Annotated in this window: 25 protein-coding genes; 12 read left to right on the forward strand and 13 right to left on the reverse strand. The window is 43.5% G+C overall.

The features are described 5' to 3' along the window. Positions 1-96: 96 nt before the first annotated feature. The gene (locus tag JSY36_RS15450; protein WP_026689178.1) at positions 97-228 is read left to right on the forward strand and encodes a YqzM family protein; all 132 of its coding nucleotides are present in this window, start codon (positions 97-99) and stop codon (positions 226-228) included. Positions 229-553: 325 nt separating this feature from the next. Then, complete coding sequence (locus tag JSY36_RS15455; RefSeq protein WP_205167039.1) at positions 554-799, forward strand: hypothetical protein; 246 nt, start codon at positions 554-556, stop codon at positions 797-799. Positions 800-882: 83 nt separating this feature from the next. Here the strand turns inward: JSY36_RS15455 and JSY36_RS15460 are convergent, their stop codons facing one another. From JSY36_RS15460 to JSY36_RS15470, 3 genes are all read right to left on the reverse strand, one after another. Next, positions 883-3168: a DNA internalization-related competence protein ComEC/Rec2 gene (locus JSY36_RS15460; protein WP_205167040.1), complete on the reverse strand. Its 2286-nt coding sequence runs from the start codon at positions 3166-3168 to the stop codon at positions 883-885. A 76-nt stretch (positions 3169-3244) separates the two neighbouring features. Further along, positions 3245-3814 carry a ComE operon protein 2 gene (locus JSY36_RS15465; protein WP_205167041.1) on the reverse strand — a complete coding sequence of 190 codons (570 nt, stop codon included), beginning with the start codon at positions 3812-3814 and terminating at the stop codon, positions 3245-3247. Positions 3815-3939: 125 nt separating this feature from the next. Beyond that, positions 3940-4539: a helix-hairpin-helix domain-containing protein gene (locus tag JSY36_RS15470; protein WP_205167042.1), complete on the reverse strand. Its 600-nt coding sequence runs from the start codon at positions 4537-4539 to the stop codon at positions 3940-3942. 60 nt (positions 4540-4599) lie between these two features. Here JSY36_RS15470 and comER point away from each other — a divergent pair, with 60 nt between their 5' ends. Then, positions 4600-5472, forward strand: a complete 873-nt coding sequence (comER, locus tag JSY36_RS15475) for a late competence protein ComER (protein WP_205167043.1) — start codon at positions 4600-4602, stop codon at positions 5470-5472. Positions 5473-5506: 34 nt separating this feature from the next. Here the strand turns inward: comER and JSY36_RS15480 are convergent, their stop codons facing one another. Genes JSY36_RS15480 through JSY36_RS15515 form a run of 8 tightly spaced genes read right to left on the reverse strand, consistent with a single transcriptional unit; the run spans position 5507 to position 10576 of the window. After that, the gene (locus tag JSY36_RS15480; RefSeq protein WP_205167044.1) at positions 5507-6244 is read right to left on the reverse strand and encodes a class I SAM-dependent DNA methyltransferase; all 738 of its coding nucleotides are present in this window, start codon (positions 6242-6244) and stop codon (positions 5507-5509) included. 18 nt (positions 6245-6262) lie between these two features. Continuing rightward, positions 6263-6619 (reverse strand): ribosome silencing factor, encoded by a 357-nt coding sequence (rsfS, locus tag JSY36_RS15485; protein ID WP_205167045.1) that lies wholly within the window; start codon positions 6617-6619, stop codon positions 6263-6265. After that, complete coding sequence (gene yqeK, locus JSY36_RS15490) at positions 6620-7201, reverse strand: bis(5'-nucleosyl)-tetraphosphatase (symmetrical) YqeK (RefSeq protein ID WP_205167046.1); 582 nt, start codon at positions 7199-7201, stop codon at positions 6620-6622. It lies immediately after the preceding gene. Continuing rightward, positions 7194-7769 carry a nicotinate-nucleotide adenylyltransferase gene (locus JSY36_RS15495; RefSeq protein WP_205167047.1) on the reverse strand — a complete coding sequence of 192 codons (576 nt, stop codon included), beginning with the start codon at positions 7767-7769 and terminating at the stop codon, positions 7194-7196. The genes yqeK and JSY36_RS15495 overlap by 8 nt, the downstream gene beginning before the upstream one ends. A gap of 21 nt (positions 7770-7790) precedes the next feature. After that, complete coding sequence (yhbY, locus tag JSY36_RS15500; RefSeq protein ID WP_122896361.1) at positions 7791-8087, reverse strand: ribosome assembly RNA-binding protein YhbY; 297 nt, start codon at positions 8085-8087, stop codon at positions 7791-7793. Further along, positions 8084-8932, reverse strand: a complete 849-nt coding sequence (gene aroE / locus JSY36_RS15505; protein ID WP_122896360.1) for a shikimate dehydrogenase — start codon at positions 8930-8932, stop codon at positions 8084-8086. The genes yhbY and aroE overlap by 4 nt, the downstream gene beginning before the upstream one ends. 22 nt (positions 8933-8954) lie before the next feature. After that, the gene (yqeH, locus tag JSY36_RS15510) at positions 8955-10100 is read right to left on the reverse strand and encodes a ribosome biogenesis GTPase YqeH (RefSeq protein ID WP_205167048.1); all 1146 of its coding nucleotides are present in this window, start codon (positions 10098-10100) and stop codon (positions 8955-8957) included. Further along, on the reverse strand, positions 10043-10576 hold the full coding sequence (locus tag JSY36_RS15515; protein WP_122896358.1) for a YqeG family HAD IIIA-type phosphatase: 534 nt from the start codon (positions 10574-10576) through the stop codon (positions 10043-10045). The genes yqeH and JSY36_RS15515 overlap by 58 nt, the downstream gene beginning before the upstream one ends. A 471-nt stretch (positions 10577-11047) precedes the next feature. Here JSY36_RS15515 and JSY36_RS15520 point away from each other — a divergent pair, with 471 nt between their 5' ends. Beyond that, the gene (locus tag JSY36_RS15520) at positions 11048-11197 is read left to right on the forward strand and encodes a sporulation histidine kinase inhibitor Sda (RefSeq protein ID WP_122898458.1); all 150 of its coding nucleotides are present in this window, start codon (positions 11048-11050) and stop codon (positions 11195-11197) included. 6 nt (positions 11198-11203) lie between these two features. Here JSY36_RS15520 and JSY36_RS15525 read toward each other — a convergent pair whose 3' ends face one another. Further along, positions 11204-11419 (reverse strand): hypothetical protein, encoded by a 216-nt coding sequence (locus JSY36_RS15525; protein WP_205167049.1) that lies wholly within the window; start codon positions 11417-11419, stop codon positions 11204-11206. A 401-nt stretch (positions 11420-11820) separates the two neighbouring features. On the opposite strand from JSY36_RS15525, the gene JSY36_RS15530 reads away from it, so the two are divergent. From JSY36_RS15530 to mnhG, 7 genes are read left to right on the forward strand one after another with little or no spacing between them, the layout of a single operon-like run. Beyond that, positions 11821-14238: a Na+/H+ antiporter subunit A gene (locus tag JSY36_RS15530; protein WP_205167050.1), complete on the forward strand. Its 2418-nt coding sequence runs from the start codon at positions 11821-11823 to the stop codon at positions 14236-14238. Next, positions 14235-14660, forward strand: a complete 426-nt coding sequence (locus JSY36_RS15535) for a Na(+)/H(+) antiporter subunit B (RefSeq protein ID WP_122896355.1) — start codon at positions 14235-14237, stop codon at positions 14658-14660. Before JSY36_RS15530 ends, JSY36_RS15535 begins: the two co-directional genes overlap by 4 nt. Further along, on the forward strand, positions 14660-14998 hold the full coding sequence (locus JSY36_RS15540; RefSeq protein ID WP_122896354.1) for a Na(+)/H(+) antiporter subunit C: 339 nt from the start codon (positions 14660-14662) through the stop codon (positions 14996-14998). Before JSY36_RS15535 ends, JSY36_RS15540 begins: the two co-directional genes overlap by 1 nt. Then, positions 14991-16472, forward strand: a complete 1482-nt coding sequence (locus JSY36_RS15545) for a Na+/H+ antiporter subunit D (protein WP_122896353.1) — start codon at positions 14991-14993, stop codon at positions 16470-16472. Before JSY36_RS15540 ends, JSY36_RS15545 begins: the two co-directional genes overlap by 8 nt. A gap of 5 nt (positions 16473-16477) precedes the next feature. Beyond that, the gene (locus JSY36_RS15550) at positions 16478-16954 is read left to right on the forward strand and encodes a Na+/H+ antiporter subunit E (RefSeq protein ID WP_205167051.1); all 477 of its coding nucleotides are present in this window, start codon (positions 16478-16480) and stop codon (positions 16952-16954) included. Then, positions 16954-17235 (forward strand): Na(+)/H(+) antiporter subunit F1, encoded by a 282-nt coding sequence (locus JSY36_RS15555; protein ID WP_026689158.1) that lies wholly within the window; start codon positions 16954-16956, stop codon positions 17233-17235. Before JSY36_RS15550 ends, JSY36_RS15555 begins: the two co-directional genes overlap by 1 nt. After that, positions 17216-17575: a monovalent cation/H(+) antiporter subunit G gene (gene mnhG / locus JSY36_RS15560; protein ID WP_205167052.1), complete on the forward strand. Its 360-nt coding sequence runs from the start codon at positions 17216-17218 to the stop codon at positions 17573-17575. The genes JSY36_RS15555 and mnhG overlap by 20 nt, the downstream gene beginning before the upstream one ends. Positions 17576-17810: 235 nt before the next feature. Here the strand turns inward: mnhG and JSY36_RS15565 are convergent, their stop codons facing one another. After that, positions 17811-18593 carry a phosphatidylserine decarboxylase gene (locus tag JSY36_RS15565; RefSeq protein ID WP_205167053.1) on the reverse strand — a complete coding sequence of 261 codons (783 nt, stop codon included), beginning with the start codon at positions 18591-18593 and terminating at the stop codon, positions 17811-17813. Positions 18594-18758: 165 nt separating this feature from the next. Here JSY36_RS15565 and pssA point away from each other — a divergent pair, with 165 nt between their 5' ends. After that, entirely contained in the window at positions 18759-19301 is a 543-nt protein-coding gene (gene pssA, locus JSY36_RS15570) for a CDP-diacylglycerol--serine O-phosphatidyltransferase (protein ID WP_122896349.1), read from the forward strand. The last annotated feature ends 136 nt before the right edge of the window (positions 19302-19437 follow it).

Genomic DNA, 19437 nt, shown 5'->3' on the forward strand with positions numbered 1-19437 from the left:
GAAAGTACCACTTATGAATAAGCTTTTTTCCGGATTTTTTTCTGGATTTTTTCAACCTGGTAACGTATACTAAGACTTGAAACGGGAGGGATTCAGATGAATGAGTTTGAAAAGAATGTGCAAACAAAACGAAATGATGCGATTGACAGCGGTGTCGCATTTGTCGTGTCCTTTTTATTTTTTGCGATCATTTTCGTCATTGCCCAGGCGATTGACCTGATCTGGTAAGAACTACATATAAACAACCTGCGCACAACGCCTTTAAAGCGTTGTGTTTTTATTTAGCTACCTTTAAAAAGAATTGAAATTTAGTTTCGTTAAACGGAATACCCTCCCTTTCCACGGACTTGATCCGAGCCTCCTCAGGGCTTTGCCCTTGCGGGGTCTCGCCTGTCTCGCGTATTCCGTCCAGCTCCGCCTAATGCGTTGAGAACATGAGGATAAAGATGACCTTGTTAAAAACCCCCATGTTTATTTTCATACGTCATGGCAGGAATAAATTAGCATTAATGTCTGTTTATCAAAAAAAATGTTGCTTTTGCTGAAGAAGGAAATGAAGCTGAAGTACTGTGGCAGTGACGAGCGTATACATCAGGAACCAGCTTCGAGTTGCATCGACACAGAAAGCTGTGTAGCGCTGCTGGCAGAGGAAAAAGCAGGGGTACTTATTTCAAGGCTTGCCGGCACCGCCATTCAAAGCGAAGAGCACGTAGTCTTCAGCTTTTTTTTCTGTACTCTGAAGGAAGTACGAAGAGCAACAATTCATACGAAACAACGTTTTATTTTCGATAAAATATAGCAGCCGGCATGCCCCAGATGTCATAGGGGCATGCCGGCTTTAGTTTGCAAAAAGCAATGACCTTTGCGTCAACTGCATTTCTTTCATTCAGTAACAACGGTGATCACTTTAACCCCACCGCCTGACTGGTGAAACCTGATGGTAACATCCCCGTGAATGTCCGTACGGTAGATGTCAGTCCCCATCTCCCTGAAGCGTTCAACTACTTCACTGCCAGGGTGTTGAAATCTGTTGTTTCGTCCTACCGGAATTATCCCGATTGCCGGGTTGACCAGCTCCACAAATTCAGAAGTTGACGAGCTCGAGCTTCCATGGTGAGGGACTTTAAGGACATCCGCTTTAAGGCCCGGATAGTCTCTTACTATCCGACTCTCCGCTTCTTCTTCAATATCTCCTGTAAATAACCAATCCGCCTTACCCATTCGTGCCAGCAGGACAATGGAACGATTATTTTCTGATGCTTCTGAGCCGGAAGGAGAAATCACCCTAAAGCGATTTTCCCCAGCCTCCCACCACAGCCCCTCTTTCGCTTCAACAATGGGAATCCCTTTATAATGAAGACAGGCTTGCACTTCCTTTTCCAAATCCGAGAGCATTTCACCGGAAGGATACAGCACCCGATTTATCTTAATGTTATGGGAAAGAACACACGTTTCCCCAATATGGTCGGTATGACCGTGTGTAAGGATCAGCTTATCGATTTGTGTAATCCCTTTTGCAGCAAGGTGGGGAAGAATGACCCTTTGACCCGGCCCCTGAAATTCCTTCTCATCTCCCCACGTAACAACCCCTCCAGTATCAATTAAATACACCTTCTCTCTTCTTGGGAGTTCAATAAGGATTGCATCTCCCTGTCCCACATCAAGCATCGTCACAGTCCCGTATTTAGTATAATAAGGAGCCAGCATCTTAAACCCTATCAGCCCGCAAAAACACAATGTGAGAAGAATAAGCTGACTTAAAGCCCGTCTTTCCCACGCACGAAAGAGAAGCACAGTAACGGCCATCAGAACCGCCATAAATTCAGAAGAAATCTTGCCGGTATGTAAGCGGAAAAGGGTAAGATCATTTAGAAAGAACAAAAGATTATGAAGCCACCCCAGAGGATTAGAAATAACATTAAACAACAGTTCAGACAATAAAGGAAATACCGGCAAAAAGAGTACAGCAGCAATAGAAACAGGTAAAACAAAAATGGATATGAATGGAATGAACAGGAGGTTAAACGGGAGGCTCAACAGGGAAAATTCGTAAAATTGATTGAGGATAATCGGGAGAGATACCACCTGGGCAAGGAGAGTCACACGAAACAGGATCGAGATTCCCGTCTCTCCCTGTTCAAGAATCTTTCCTGAAGTTATCAAAACAAAACTTGTAAGAAATGATAACTGAAAACCCAGATGGTAAATGTACGAGGGGTCAAACAAGAGAAGAACGATAAACACACCGACGATACTGTCTGAAGGCTTCACCTTTCCGGACATCTTTAAGGCGGCAATTGCAAACATGACCATAAGCGAAGCCCTGACTACCGAAGGGGCTCCTCCTGCAATAATAATATAGACAGGCAACAGGATAAATACAGTGTTTGTCGCAGTCTCCTTCGTGAAGCCTGAGCGCTTCAAAAGGAAGAGTATCATTAAAACGACAAGGCCCACATGAAGACCGGATACAGCAAGTAGGTGGCTCACTCCGATCACCTGATAGGCAGCACGATGATCTTCCGGCAGGTCTCCACGCTCACCGAACACGAGAGCCTGCATTACGGCTGCTGTATGAGGGTCCCCCTTCTTCACCCCCAACTCCCTTATCCCTTCTATCCCTTTATTTCGGTAGTGAAGCAGGCTCTGTTTAACACTTGTTCTTGCTTCACATACGATTTGATCGGAAGTGTCTGTATAAAATATCCAGAAAACACCCTGTCTTTCTAAATAAAGAGCGTAATCAAATCCATAGGTATGATAAACCGGACCAGGCTTTTTATACGTTCCTTTCATTGCACAGGCGCTACCATGATGAAGACCCGGTACAGGTGTCTCCACATAGACCATCACCCTTTCCCCCGAGATCGTTTTCAATTGAAAACGGTACTGATCCCTTATCAGAACAGGATCGGTCACCACTTTTCCTTCCAGCACCTCACTGTTGCCGTTTAATGATGACACAGGAGAAGCAGTAATCTCACACCATAAAAACACGCATACAATAACGAAAACGAAAATGAACGCCATTTTAAGGGTTACTTTATGAAGATATAGAAGCAGCGTGAAAAAAACGGTCTGTGTAACCGTCCAGAAGCCCGCTCCTTCTAGAGACCACAGAACGGCCGTTAAGACCGAAAAAGCAAAGAGATAACTTTTATTTGTCATTGGGGAACCTGCTTTCATATAAGTAGCTTTAAGGGGATAAAAGGTGCCTCCGGCCGGACCGGAGGCAGTAGAGGTATCAGCTTGAGGAAGTGTACAGTTCGTTTGCTTTCTCTCTTAATTCCTTTATTTTTTCTTCTTCCAAGCCTGAGGACTCGAGCATGCCGAGTAAGTCTGCAGTAAAGGCGAGCTTTTCGTGATTTTGAGTATCAAGAATCATTTCTTCCAGTTCCACCTGTTCAACATTTACCCCTGCCTGCTCAAAAAGTTCTTCGGCATACGGGTGGTTCTTATATGCTTTTGCATAGTATACTTTGACAATTCCAGCCTGTATGATCGCTTTACAGCAGTTCAGGCAAGGAAAATGGGTCACGTAAATCTCGGCTCCGGAAGTTGGAACGCCGAATTTGGAACATTGAAGTAAAGCGTTCATTTCTGCATGTATCGTGCGCACACAGTGATTATCGATAACGTAACAGCCTTCATCAGCACAGTGCTTTCCTCCGGATATAGAGCCGTTGTAACCCCCTGCAATAATCCGCTTGTCCCGGACGATTGTTGCTCCAACCATAAGACGGGTGCAAGTAGACCTGAGGGCAAGTAAATGGCTTTGAGCCATGAAATATTGATGCCAGGATATCCTATCCATCGTGAGTCCCTCCTAAATTAAATGATGATTAATCCTTTATTAAGTGTAGACAAGAGCTCCCGTATGCGTCAATCGCCTTTTTAAACTGTTGAACATGCATACGGTTCTTTTCAAGTTTTTACTTTCTAATTTACTCTGAGATAAGGTTTCAGATTTTCAAGCGTCTTTTCTCCAATTCCTGTTACATTGGTCAGATCTTCTACGTTTTGAAACGAACCATGATCTTCCCTGTGGGCAATAATAGCGTGGGCTTTGGAAGGTCCGATCCCCGGCAGAGATTCAAGCTCACTTAGATCAGCTGTATTAAGATTCACCTGATCGCTTTCCTGAGACGCGGAACCTCCAAAATCCCCCTGTCCTTCCTCACCTTCTTCAGGGACGTAAATGACCATTTCATCCTGAAGCATTAAAGCAAGATTCACACGGTTTTGATCCGCCTCCGGCCGCACGCCCCCGGCTTTCAACAAAGCATCCTTTACCCGCATTCCTTCTTCCAGCATATATACCCCCGGTTTGAATACAGCACCTTTTACATCTACATACACTTCTGCTGTAATTACGATTTCATTTTCTTCTGTCTCATGAGAAGTGAACTCCAGCTCTTTATCTTCTGACAGGGCTGTCTGTGACTCCTGAGGAATAGCGTGATAAAGAATAAAAATAAATACGGCAAGTCCTCCAACCGCATAAGGAAGGTATTGTCTGTACTTTTGCAAAACCGTCATATTATCACCTGGCCGTTCCTAAGTAATGTTCATAATTAACATTGAAGGGTCATACAATGAATGGAAAATACGGGTGAAAGGGAGGGGCTTCGATTGAGGAAAATTGGGTTTATCGGAACCGGCAGCATGGGGCGCATTCTCATTGAAGCAATCTTGGAATCAAAAGCAGCGTTACCCACTCAAATGACCATTCATAATCGCACGATTGAGAAAGCCTGCGCCATCGCAGAGGAGTATAAAGGCATCACAGTTTCAGCCAGTTTACCATCGCTGATAAAGAAGTGTGACTGGATATTCTTATGCGTCAAGCCTTTGCAGATGATACCAATTTTAAAAGAATATAAAGATTATCTCACGCCTGAAAAAACATTGATTTCAATCACCAGTCCTCTCTCTCTTGATCAGCTTGAAGGGATCGTAAACTGCCAGACAGTGCGATTCATTCCAAGCATTGTAAACCGCGCAGGATGCGGACCATCACTGATCACTTATGGAACGTCTTCACAGGAAGACCAGAAGAAATCATTAAGAGAGTTTTTATCCTGCTTTTCATCCCCGTTGGAGATCGACGAGTCCATTACGCGGGTATCTTCTGATATTGCAAGCTGCGGTCCTGCTTTTATCAGCTTTTTAGTAGAAAAGCTCATTGAAGCGGCAGTTGCAGAAACAACCATTACAAAAGAAGAAGCGACCTATATTGCCGAGAATATGCTTATCGGGTACGGGGCTCTGCTTCAGGAGAAATTATTCACACTTTCAACATTACAAAAAAGGGTAACTGTTCCCGGTGGTGTAACAGGAGAAGGATTGAAGGTATTAAACGAAGAAACGGGAGATATGTTTCATAAATTATTCGTAAAGACTCATGAGAAGTTTGATGAAGATAAGTATTTTATACAAAAACAGCTGGAAAAGGAGCAAAAGGGTTCGTGACCCTTTGCTCCTTTGTTAATTCGACACCAAACGCTTATTTCCTTCTTTTTTTTACGTGAAAAAAAATCCGGTCAGTCTGATGAATAGGAGCCTTGCTTCCAAACTCGGATGAGATTTCAACAATATCAAATCCGCATTCGTCCAAAAGAGAAGCATAGACAGATGAATCAAATGTCCGCTGTGTATGGGATTCATCGACTCGATCATATGAGCCATCATGTTTTTTTATAAAAAACGTCAAATCATGAATGACACTGTTTTCATATTCACCAGGGGAAGCAAACCAGATATACGAGGCGTCGTCGTCGTTTTCTGCATACACCTGATGATCAAAAGCTGATTCCATCTTATATGATGAATGTACATCAAACAGAAGGATACCATCTTCTTTCAGTACTTCATGGATCGATAAAAATGCTGAGCGGATTTCTTCCTCATCCATAAGGTAGTTCATCCCATCACAAAAAACGGTTACGGCGTCCATCTCGTGAAACCCCGTCAGCTTCTGCATATTCTGTTTAATAAACGTAATGTTCTCCTCTGCAGCGTCCGCTTTTTGTTTTGCGACAGACAGCATCTCCTCTGACAGATCCACCCCTGTCATCTTGTAACCCTCAGAAGCCATTTTTAGCGTAAATGTCGCCGTACCGCAAGCGACATCGAGAATCGCTGAACCTTCCGGAATTCTATCCTTCGCAAAAGTCATCCACTCATCGTAGGGAGCATCAGACATAAGCTGGTCGTAAATATAGGCAAAATGCTGGTAAGTCATAACCTGTCCTTTCCCGCCTTAAGGCTTTAAAACAGCATCAATATTGACGTACTTCGCATCAGCCCAAAGCTTTTCAAGGTTGTAGTAATTGCGGTCTTCTTTATGAAATACGTGGACAATGACATCATTCAGATCAATAAGGATCCAGCGCGCTTCATCCGTTCCTTCAAGCCTTTTTACATCTATCTCTGCTTCCTGAGCTTTGGCCTTCACTTCATGTGCGATCGCCTCAACCTGCTTTGGGGAATTACCATGACAAATGACAAAGTAATCCGCAATGAGGGAAACGCCCTCCATGTCGAGTGCAATAATGTCCTCGGCTCTTTTATCGTCTGCGGCATTAACCACTATATCCAATAATTCTTTTGCGTTCATTTATGATTTCAATCCTCTCATTGTCAGCTTTACTAATTCGTTATAAGCGTGGAAAGTGTCCGGAAAGACCGGCTGTTTTTTACTCGTTAAAAAACCAATCGTATTGGCCAGGGCGAGTAAACAGCCTCTATCCAGCGAATCGTCTGCCGCCTGCCGGACACTTTCGATACCGGGAAATTTTCTGCCCGGTTCAATATAGTCTGCTAAAAAGACTATTTTCTCAATCAGCGTCATCCCTGCCCGCCCTGTGGTATGGTAAACAATCGCACGAATGACGTCCTCGTCTGTTATGCCAAGCTCTGAACGGACAAGGGCTGCCCCGGCAGGAGCATGAAGAATGGCTTCACCATAGCTGCACCACTCATCCGAAAGCCAGTCCGCGGATCTGATGACTTCCTTCATTTCACCTGCTGGGCGGTATTTAGCATAATCATGCAAAATAGCTGCGAGACGGACTTTCTCCAACCGGGCATGGTATTTCCCCGCCAGTTCCTCTGCCGTTTCGACAACTCTTAACGTATGCTCATACCTTGCCGGCTTGAGCTGTTTTTTTACAGCCTCAAATGCACGTTGTTCATTCATATAAATTGTTCTCCTTAATATATGATGCCACATTTTCAGTTAATAAAAATGAGTTTAACGTCCCGGCTTTTACAGCTTGCCTAATGGCTGTAGATGATATGTCAAGAGAGAGGCCTTCTATAAAAGTCATCGGCACATCAATTTGCGGCTCACCCCGGTAACCCGGCCGTTTCATCCAGGCAAAGGTGACAAGCTCCCCGATCGTTTCAATATCCCTCCATGTATGGAGAGCATCCACGCTGTCTCCGCCAATAATAAAGTAAAAATCATGGGTCGGATGCTGGTCCTTCAGAAGCTTTAGCGTATCTGCAGTATAGGAAGGACCTTTACGTTCGAATTCAATAAGGTTGCAGACAAAAGGGCCGTGCTTTTCACAGATCATTTCGACCATGTTAATCCGCTCTTCGTCTGATGTCACACTTTTCTTTTCTTTGTGCGGGGGAACCTGATTCGGCAGCCACCACACTTCATCAAGCTTAAGCGAAATCCGTGCCGTTTCCGCAAGTATAGCATGACCGATATGAGGAGGATCAAAAGTACCTCCCATCAGACCGATTCTTTTATCCATATCAATCACTCCCGGGTTGTACTAAGGAAGTTCAATTGTTTTTTGATTCTGAGACTCTTTATACAATACAATCGTACTTCCAATTACTTGTACGACATGCGCTTTTGCACCTTTGCCTAGCGCTTTTGCAACCTCATTCTTATCTTCATCACAGTTTTGGAGGATACTTACTTTAATCAGCTCACGGGCCTCCAGTGCCTCAGATACCTGGATGATTAAATTATCGTTAACTCCGCTTTTGCCGACTTGAAAAATCGGTTTCAAGTGGTGCGCTTTTGACCTTAAAAATCGTTTTTGTTTTCCTGTTAGTGTTTTCATTTTGGTGCCTCCTGCTTTTTCAGTGCGTCTAATACCGTTTGTTTCATTTTTTCACGGGGAGCTTTCCTGCCTGTCCATAACTCAAAAGCAATAGCTCCCTGGTTAATAAACATCCCAAGACCATTAATGGTCTTGGCCCCTTTGTTTTCCGCCACTTGAAGCCATCTTGTCTTCAATGGCGTATAAATAAGATCCGAAACGATCGAATCGCGCTTTAATGTTTCAAGGGAAAAAGGCATCCGGTCAATATCCGGTGCCATCCCTATGGAAGTGGTGTTAATGATCACATCAAAACCTGTAAGGTTTGCCTGTGCAATTGTTGAAGGTAAAACAGATACCGGACCTACAGGCTCACAAATACGTGCAATTTCTTTTGCCTTGCTCATGGTTCTGTTCGTGATCGCCAGAACCTGAACTCCGTATTTTAAAAGTGAAACCGCAACAGCCCTGGCAGCTCCCCCTGCACCGATGATCAATACCTTTTTATTCTTTAGTTCTTCTCCGGACTCTGTCAGCAGAGAGTCAAGATAGCCCTGACCATCTGTATTGTATCCAATGAGCCTTCCATTTTCCTGAACGATCGTATTAACTGCCCCAATCGTCCTGGCGTCACTCGAAATTTCATCCAAAAAAGGCATTACATTTACTTTATGAGGCAGCGTAACGTTTACACCCCTGAATTGGTCTTCCCTAAGACTCCTCACAGCTTCTTCAAGATCCTCGGGGTGAATGTCATACGCCCCATAACTGCCTTGGAGACCAACTTCAGCCAAAGCGGCATTGTGCATGGCAGGTGACATGGAATGCCCGATAGGGTGGCCAAACACACCCATTCTTAAGTTCATAGTATCGACTCCTTGAAAATCATTAAAAAGATGGGCGGGTCCCTGTTTGGACGCCTTTTGGCACATAGGCCCGGACAATCGTACCTTTTCCGTGAACGGTTACCCATCCAAGGCCTGAGAATACAATATCTGTTTTCTCATAAGGAAGTTTAAATTCATGCTTTTCAAGAGGGGGAAAATTCTCTTTACTTCCCTCTCCCGGAGGGGTTAATAATGAACCGAGGTGATTTTTATACAATTCATCCGCTTTTTCCGTTTTTGTCCGGTGAATATTCAGTTCGTTGGACATGTGTACAACAAATGACTGCGGGTCACCTTTGAAAAAATCGAGACGGGAAAGACCGCCAAAGAACAATGTCTGACCTTCCTTAAGCTGATACACCTTCGTTTTAATTTCCTTACGAGGTGTAATGATTTTAAGTTCTTCTTTATCTACAAGGTGGGCCATCTGGTGATGATTAATAATCCCCGGTGTATCATAAAGAGAGGAACCGTCATCAAGAGGAATGTCAATCATGTCCAGTGTGGTTCCCGGAACATTTGAAGTTGTAATCAGGAATTCCTCGTCCCCTCCGAACTCTTTTATTAACCTGTTGATAAAAGTGGATTTCCCCACGTTTGTACATCCGACAATATACACGTCCCGGCCTTTACGGTACTTCTCAATGAGGTCAGCCGTTTCCATAACGCCGTCCCCTTTTACTGCGCTCATAAGGTGGACATCCACTGGCTTTAGGCCATTTTCTTTTGCAGCATGTTTCATCCACTGTACAATTTTGCTGTGCTTAATCGATTTTGGAAGTACGTCTGATTTGTTTCCCACTAACAGGACCGGGTTGTTATTTACAAAACGGTGAAGTCCCGGCAGCCAGCTGCCGTGGAAATCAAAAATGTCTGTGACTTTAACAATCAACGCATCCTTCGATCCCAGTTCTGTAAGGATTCTTAAGAAGTCATCATCGTTCAGTGATACATCCTGTACTTCATTATAGTGCTTAAGCCTGAAGCACCTCTGACAGATGACAACATCTTTTTCAAGCGCCTGGGGCGGTGTATAACCCAACTCCCTTTTATCGGTTGTTTGAATCTTCACCCCGCACCCTGCACAGATTACTGGTTGGTTTTCTTGTCTTTCTCCCACTCGATAAGCCCCTTTCGTTTCATCCATTGAAATACTAATCGTTCCATACGGCGGTTAAACCTGGTAATTACACCATCTGTCTGGGCAACTGGTACCACGAGGATCGTATGGAAGCCTCCTCTGTTCCCCCCCAGTATGTCTGTAAGCAACTGGTCTCCAACTACAACCGCTTCATGTTTTTCAATATTCATAATGTTACAGGCCGTTTTAAACGCACGGGTCATTGGTTTTTTTGCACTATGAATAAACGTGAGTTCGTGGGGATCGGAAAAGTGCCTGACACGTTTTTCTGTGTTGTTTGAGACAACTACAATATCAATGCCCTGCGCTTTCACATCTTTGAACCATGCTATTAATTCTTCTGTTGCATCAGGCCTGTCCCACTCGACAAGCGTATTATCCAGGTCAGTTATAATTCCCTTAATCCCTCGTTCTTTCAATTCACTCACGGAAATCTCAAAAATCGAAGGTACGTATTGATCAGGTACGAATCGCTTGAACAATGAAAGCCCTCCATATCATATTTGTGTGTCTGCACACCTCATATTTTCGCTACCCTTCATAATACCCTTATTCTGAGCTATATTTCAATGTTTAGAAAGATTTAATGTCGAATAACACAAGAAATCAATAAAAATAAAAAAAGAACAAATACTTTTCGACATTTTTTCCCATAATCGAAAGACTGTGGAAAAACCTATTCACATTTTCCAACGTTCTGCAGTCACATATTTACATTGTTATAAACAGGATATCCACAAGTTATCCACCCCTTGATGTGGATAACACGAACGGTTGTTCCACAGAAAGTTTTCTGATAATATCAAAACAAATAAACGAGTATACCGGTTTTTACACGGGAATACTCACCGGTCAGTTAAAACTGCTGCAGTTCAGTGAACCCGGAACAGACTAAAATTGAGGAGTAGTCAAAGAATTGAGGAGGTGAAGCTGCCATGAGGCGGCATGGGGCAATGCGACATCTCAATGATGATTTATTGCTGGAAACATACCAAAAGGCGTGTGAACTTGAATTAAACGATGATTTCATATTTCTTATTACTCAGGAGCTTGAGCGCAGATCGATTGCAGATCGATCTGCGCACCTAAAGAAATTACATTAAGCGTTTCTATTCAGACCGTCGCTGAATTCTGATATATTCTCTCGGATGAAACTTTAATTCATGCAGGCGCTCCTCATCAAGCTGGTAGCCTTCAATTGTATCCCTGTCGTACAGGTGGGCTTGGCGATCCACAATTGTTTTGGTTGCTTCCAGGTGAAACGGTACTATGGCTAAACATAAAATTGTAAAGATTCCTAGTGAAAAACCGACTTTCTTCTTCACAAATCACCACTCCTATTCTACTTATTAGGGTGGTATTTTTTTTGCCCTTTTATACTCTAAAACCAAGTCACTCTTAGGTTTGACAGGTTTAAGACTCTTTCAAAAAAGGGAATCCGGTAAAAAAGAAGTCGAATTTTCCTACCATGGCTAATACACACCGGCTGTTTAGCGCAAAATAACCTGAAAGCAAAGCACGTTTTGTCGTTTCCGAAAGTTTCAAAAAAGAAAAAATATTCGCCTTGAAAGATGTGTTTCTTCCTATTTAAGAATCAGGAAAATTCACAAAAAGTCCGGGTATACGAAGGATGCAAGGCAACTGGTTTTATATTATAATCTTACTTACGTTTGAGGACAGAGCAAAAAATACAAGCCCTAACAAAGAAATAGAGGAGGTAACTCACTTGTCATTATTGCATTTACTTGTTTTGTCACCATTTATTTTAGCTCTATTTATTCCTTTTCTTTATAAATGGTTCCGAAACGTACATACAGGGTGGTTCATCCTTCCATTACCGGTTCTCCTGTTTTTGTACCTGATCCAGTTTGTTTCTGCCGGACCAGGTCTCGGATTCGAACCGATAATGGAAACTGTACCCTGGGTACCGTCACTCGGTATAAATTTCACCATTTATCTCGATGGACTCAGTCTCCTGTTCGCCCTGCTTATTACAGGGATCGGGGCACTGGTTGTTCTTTATTCCATTTTCTACATTGCAAATAAAAAAGACGAGCCTTTAAACAACTTTTATGTTTATCTTCTTATGTTTATGGGGGCAATGCTCGGTGTTGTTTTATCTGACAACCTCATTGTCATTTACGTCTTCTGGGAGCTTACAAGCTTAGCATCATCTTTACTGATCGCTTACTGGTTCCATAAAGAGAAATCCCGTTACGGAGCTCAGAAATCCATGCTTATTACAGTAACGGGTGGTTTTGCAATGCTTGCCGGTTTCTCACTTTTGTACGTGATTACCGGAACTTTCAGTATTCAGGGAATCATTGAGCAAAGCCAGGTTGTTATTGAAAGTCCATTACTCGTACCAACTGTTCTCCTTGTCCTTCTTGGTGCGTTTACAAAATCTGCTCAATTTCCGTTTCACATCTGGCTGCCTGATGCAATGGAAGCACCAACACCAGTCAGTGCTTACCTGCACTCAGCAACGATGGTTAAAGCGGGAATTTATCTTGTGGCCAGATTTACACCTGTATTCGGCGGGACAAGCATCTGGTTCTGGGTCGTATCCCTTGCCGGGCTCATTACACTAACCTGGGGATCAATTTCTGCTGTACGGCAAAAGGACTTGAAAGGGATACTCGCCTTTTCAACAATCAGTCAGCTCGGTTTGATTATGTCACTCTTGGGGCTTGGGTCAGCAGCTCTGTACTTTGATGTTGCAGAGGAAGGTCAGGTTTATACTGTTGCCACCATGGCTGCTGTCTTCCACTTAATTAATCACGCAACATTTAAAGGCGGTCTGTTTATGGCTGTCGGAATTATTGATCATGAAACCGGGACGCGGGATATCCGTAAGCTCGGGGGACTGATGGCGCTTATGCCGATTACATTCACAATCAGTCTGATCGGACTCGCATCTATGGCAGGACTCCCGCCGTTCAACGGGTTCCTCAGTAAAGAAATGTTCTTTACAGGAGTTCTTGATGCGACAGGGCTTGAAGTATTCAACATGCAGACATTCGGTCTGATTTTTCCGGTGTTTGCCTGGATCGCGAGTATTTTTACATTCCTGTACTGTCTGATAATGCTGTTTAAAACATTCTTCGGTAACTATCAGCCGGAAAAACTGGAGAAAGAAGCACACGAAGCACCAATCGGAATGCTTATCTCTCCAATCATTTTAATCTCACTCGTAGTGATTATCGGGCTGTTTCCTAATATTGTTTCCTATACTCTGATTGAGCCGGTGATGAACTCAATCCTCCCGGGCTTCCAGTTTGATGTGAACCTGTATCACTGGCACGGACTGAATACAGAGTTGTTTATGACTCTCGGTGTTATCGTGTTTGGTTCATTGATTTACATGAACCTTGGCAGATGGCAGGAAACGTATTTCTTCCTGCGTGAGAGAGATCCGTTTAACCAGGTTTATGACCGGGGGCTGGACGGTCTGATTACCGGTGCCCAGGGAGTTACAAATGTTCAGATGACAGGCCTTTTACGCGATTACTTTGCATATATGATCGTGTTTATGGTTGGGGCACTTACTGTAACGATGTACTGGTTTGATGCCTTTACGTTTGCAGTGGATCCTGACAGCATGGCTTCCATTCCGGTGTTTGCAGCCATTATCGTGGCTCTGACAGCCATTGTATCCCTGAGCCTTCCGTTTATTCACCACCGGGTGTCAGCGATTATCGTTCTCGGTGTAGTCGGATTCCTCGTTGCTCTGTTGTTTGTAGTATTCAGGGCACCCGACCTTGCTCTTACACAGCTTCTTGTAGAAACTGTGATGGTTGTTCTTTTACTGCTCTGTTTCTATTTCCTGCCGGAGCTCAAAAAAGAGGATTTCAAGCCTCGTTTCAGATGGCTTAATCTTGTGATCTCCATTTCTGTCGGTTTGATTGTGTCTCTTATCGGGATCAGTACTCTGGCACTGTCAGACACAGCACAATTTGAAAGTATCTCTGAGTACTTTATCGAAAACACGTACGAACTTACCGGCGGGAAAAACATGGTTAATATGATCCTCGATGACTTCCGGGCTCTGGATACCATTTTGGAAGTGCTCGTTCTCGGGATTGCGGCACTTGGCGTCGTTGCCCTTATTAAAATGCGCTTTAAAGGAGGCGAAGACGTGTGAAGACAAACTACTTAATGCTTCATACCATTACACGAATCGTAGCCTTGATTATTCTCTCGTTTTCGGTGTATCTGTTTTTTGCAGGACACTATACACCTGGAGGTGGCTTTATCGGAGGTCTCATGTTTGCCTGCGGACTCCTCCTTCTCTACTTGAGTTTTGATCTGAATAAAATCCAGACCGTCCTGCCGATTGATTTTGAAAAAGTCATTGCCATCGGCCTGCTTATCGGACTTGGCACCGGACTGAATTCAATGCTGTTCGGTGACCCGTTCTTTACGATGTATTTTGATTACTTCAACATCTGGCCGTTCGGTGAAGTTGCTCTTACAACAACCACACCTTTTGCCGTTGCTATTTTTCTTGTTGTTGTTGGCGTTGCACTTCTCACAATATTAACGATTGCGGGGGATGAAGCATAATGGAACTACTCATGATTCTTCTTATCGGCATCATCTTCTCCGTCAGTACGTATCTCATTCTGACAAACAGTCTGTTAAGAGTTATCTTCGGGATTATCATGCTTTCCCATGGTGCCCACCTTCTCTTACTGACTTTGTCAGGCTTTAATGAAGGGGCACCGCCTCTACTTGGAGAAGAAGCAAGCGTTTATGCGGACCCCCTGCCACAAGCGCTCATTCTAACTGCTATTGTAATCAGTTTTGGTGTAACAGCATTTCTTCTTGTACTTGGTTACAAAACATACAAAGCACATGAAACTGATAAACTGGATAAATTAAGGGGTCATGCAGATGAATAATTTATTACTTGTACCAGTTCTGGCACCTTTCCTCATAGGGACCATACTCATCCTGTTTAAGTCCTACCCGACAGTACAGCGGTGGATCAGTGCCGTAACAGCCCTGGTTATGCTAGGCTTCTCTTTTTACATTACGTACGTTGTGTATGTGGATGGCATCCAGACTGTTGAACTTGGCGGCTGGGCTCCTCCGTTTGGAATCGTACTTGTCGCAGACTTATTTGCAAGTCTCATGGTTATCCTTTCGAGCATCGTTGGCGTTGTCTGTTTATTCTTCGCCTTCCAGACGATCTCCAAAGAACGTGAAAAATTTTATTTTTACCCGTTTTACATGTACCTGCTTGCAGGTGTACACGGTGCATTCCTGACTGGTGACTTATTTAACCTGTTTGTATTTTTTGAAGTTATGCTGATTGCTTCCTACATTCTCATTGTTCACGGGGGAACGAAGTATCAGCTGAGGGAGTCTTTTAAATACGTTGTCATTAACGTATTTGCTTCCATCTTCTTTATTGTCGGTATTGCTTATATTTACGGAATAACCGGCACTCTCAATATGGCGGATATCGCTGTGAGAGTAGCCGAAATTGAACAGACAGGCGTTCTAAACGCCATAGCTGTCCTCTTCCTTGTCGTTTTCGGAATGAAGGGAGCCTTGTTTCCACTGTACTTTTGGCTGCCAAATTCCTATTTCGGACCGCCTTCAGCTATTGCAGCATTGTTTGGAGGACTGCTTACGAAGGTTGGTATTTATGCCATCATCCGTACATTTACATTGATCTTTGTTCACGATCCGGGCTTTACACACAACCTGATTTTAATTCTGGCCGGAGGTACGATGTTCTTCGGAGTTCTCGGGGCGGTTGCTCAGTTTGACTTTAAACGCATTCTGTCCTTTCACATTATCAGTCAGGTTGGTTACATGGCTCTCGGACTGGGGCTTTACTCTCAGTTGGCCATTGCCGGGGCGATCTACTATATTGCCCACCACATTATCGTAAAATCAGCCTTGTTCCTGTTCTGTGGAGCAACTGAAAAGATAACCGGTACTACTGATTTGAAGAAGATGAGCGGGCTCTTAAAGTCTTATCCTGTTCTGGGCTGGCTGTTCCTGGTGTCAGCGATCTCACTTGCAGGGATTCCGCCTTTAAGCGGGTTCTTCAGTAAATTCGCCCTCATTCTGAACGGTATTGAACAGGAGCGTTACTTTATCGTATTTATCAGTCTGATTGTCGGATTACTGACTTTGTTCTCCATGATGAAGATCTTCATTTATGTATTCTGGGGCGAAGAATCCCTTGAGGAGAAGGATAAGAATAAACCAATCATGCCTCTCTTGGCACCTATTCTGCCACTGGTTGCATTGACGATCATTCTCGGTATCGGAGCAGAGCCCATTTTCGCATTTTCAATGGAAGTAGCTAATCAGCTCTTGGAGCCGTCAGAGTATATTAATTCTGTTCTTAAGGAGTAGGTAAAATGGCTTTTCAAATATTAATTAATATCGCAATCGCGTTTATTTGGATGCTTTTACGAAACGAAGCCTCTCTTATAGAATTCGGAATTGGATATATCGTCGGTCTTCTGATTCTGTTTTTCTTAAGGCGCTTCCTGAAGTTCAGATTTTACTTCAGCCGCGTAATTGCGATCTTCAAGCTTTTGTTCTTGTTTATTTACAAACTGATATTGTCCAACATCGATGTGATTAAAATTGTTTTAAGTCCGAAGCTGGATATTGAGCCGGGGATTATCGCGGTTCCAACGAAGCTGAAGACCGACTGGGAGGTTACCCTTCTTGCAACGTTAATCTCCCTTACACCCGGTACACTGTCAATGAACTTCTCTCCGGATGGAAAGATCCTTTACATTCATTCCATCCATGTACCGGATAAGGAAGCAGCGATTGAAGAGATTCACTCTTCGTTCGAAAAAGCGATTATGGAGGTGACCCACTAATGCTGTATACTATTGCAAATGTATGCCTCGTATTAATGGCACTTTCCATCGCCGTCTTGTTTATCAGGGTCATTATCGGCCCAACCCTTTCAGACCGTGTGGTGGCATTGGATACAATCGGTATTAACCTGATCGGCTTTATCGGGATCATTATGCTGATTCAGAACACGATCGCTTATTCAGAAGTTATCCTGGTAATAGCCATTCTTGCCTTTGTCGGTTCTATAGCTTTTGCCAAATTTATTGAAGGGGGTGTCGTCATTGACCGAGGTGATCGTTAGTATTTTCCTGATTACCGGTGCCGGCTTAAGTGTTATAGGGTCGATCGGCATCATCCGCTTCCCCGATGTTTACGGCAGGCTCCATGCAGCAACCAAGAGTGCTACTCTGGGTGTAATCAGTATTATGATCGGGATTTTTCTTTACTTTTTGATTGTCCAGGGACTTTTCGTAGGGAAATTCCTTCTCACTATTCTCTTCGTCTTCCTGACGGCTCCTGTAGCCGGATTTATGATTGCCAAATCAGCTTATAACGTTAAAGTTAAGATGTGGGATCAGAGCACTCAAGACGACCTTGGAAGAGACTTAAAGAAGTATAAACAACAGGAAAAAAGTCAATAATACTTGGTTCCGGCATTGGAGTAGCTGCTTAAGGCATATACTTCAGTGCCGGTTTTTTTGCTTCAGGACACATTTCCCCAAGGATTCCGGGTCTCATGATCAGCTGTTTATGGCCACTGCTGATGAAACAAGATAACTCAATATACAGAATTCAAGCATGCATTCTATTGGAAAAAAACGTTATAAAAAAGAGGAAGAATCATAATTTATGAGTCTCCCTCTTCATCACAATCATTTATTTAGTAATCGTTGCTATGGCCTCGCCGTATTTTACTTTTCCATTGAGGATCTCTTTTTCCACCATGCCCTTTTCAAAGAGAAGCATCACACTTGAACCGAATGAGAAATAAGCCATTTCTTCTCCTTTTGAAACGGTGCCGTTTGCCATCGCTTTCCCCGGGTGAATACTATTTACATTTAATGCCCCGATTTTCACGACGCATACCCGGTGGTCATCTTCTGTACTCACTTCGGTAAGAAGTCTGTAGTTCTTAGCCAGCACTCTGTCCCCAAGTGAAAGCCCCAGTGGGTTAACTGGTGATGAGTGGGTACCCAATGCCCACGTTTTAACAATTTCCCCTTCAACGGGACTGTGGATCCGGTGATAATCAGTAGGACTCAAATAAAAAAGCATATACCTTCCACCTAGGTACCGTTTACCCGTGTCTTCCAAACCTACGAGCTCATTTACATCATATGTCTGCCCCTTAATCGTAAATGTGGCATCCTCTGAAATGAGGCCGGTTTCTGATAAAGTACCATCTACCGGGCTGACGATGGTTTCATCACCTGGTGCTACCTGCCTGATCCCGGGTTTCAGTTCCCTGATGAACAGAGACTGGAGTGTATCAAATTCGGTTACTTTTTTCTCTGATTCATTCAAATCAATTTTATACACATTCGCAAAAGAACGGATGAGAGGCTTACTCACCCTTGAGGTTGTAAATTTTCTGATGCCCCAGGACTGTACCGGGCTTTTCGTTAATTCCATTAATGATCGGTAAATTTTTTTCTTCAAAACAGATTCCTCCAAAATCGACATTCATATATGTTTTAAATCGTGACATATATTAGTAGTTTCTCAGTCAAAGTTATGGTAAAATAAATATTTAATCAGAGTTCGCTTTCAAATGACTGAATATAAGAAAGCCAACCGATAAAACCGAAAAAAGGGGTGATGTCGTTGACGTTGTTACAACACCTTGTTGACAATACGTATCGGAAGTTCCGCAGTCAGACGGCCAATCTGCTGACGATTTTGAACTTGGGTCTCGGTGGCTTTGCGATGCTGGCTGTACTTCAGGGCCAATATGGCATAAGCGTTGCGTTTATCTGCCTCGCTGCCATTTTTGACCGGCTTGATGGAAAAGTGGCCCGCAAGTTAAATATAGAGTCAGACATGGGAAAACAATTGGATTCATTATGTGATATTATATCATTTGGCGTAGCACCTGCGTTATTAGTTTATCAATCTGTATTATACCAGTTTTCGACAGCTGGTATGGTATTTACCATCATTTTTATTGCCTGCGGTGCCATTCGTCTTGCCAGATTCAACGTAACAGAACAGGAAGGTTTCTTTGTAGGGCTGCCGATTACAGCTGCCGGCTGTATTCTGACTGTCAGCCACTTACTGAATGACACGATCGCAGCGCCGGCCTTTATGTGGATTACACTGGCACTGTCTATCTTAATGATCAGTACTTTCCGTGTTCGTAAAATGTAATACATTCTGTCCGGGTCGTTCCGGTCTGTAAAAACAATGAACGAAGCCTCTGCCCTCCCTTCTATTCAGGGTGTGCAGCCGGCTGAGGCCATTGTTTTTTTATTTCTTCAGCCTTGCCGCCTTTTATAATGAAAGA

Source organism: Alteribacter salitolerans, from assembly GCF_016901055.1.
Taxonomy (GTDB): domain Bacteria; phylum Bacillota; class Bacilli; order Bacillales; family Salisediminibacteriaceae; genus Alteribacter; species Alteribacter keqinensis.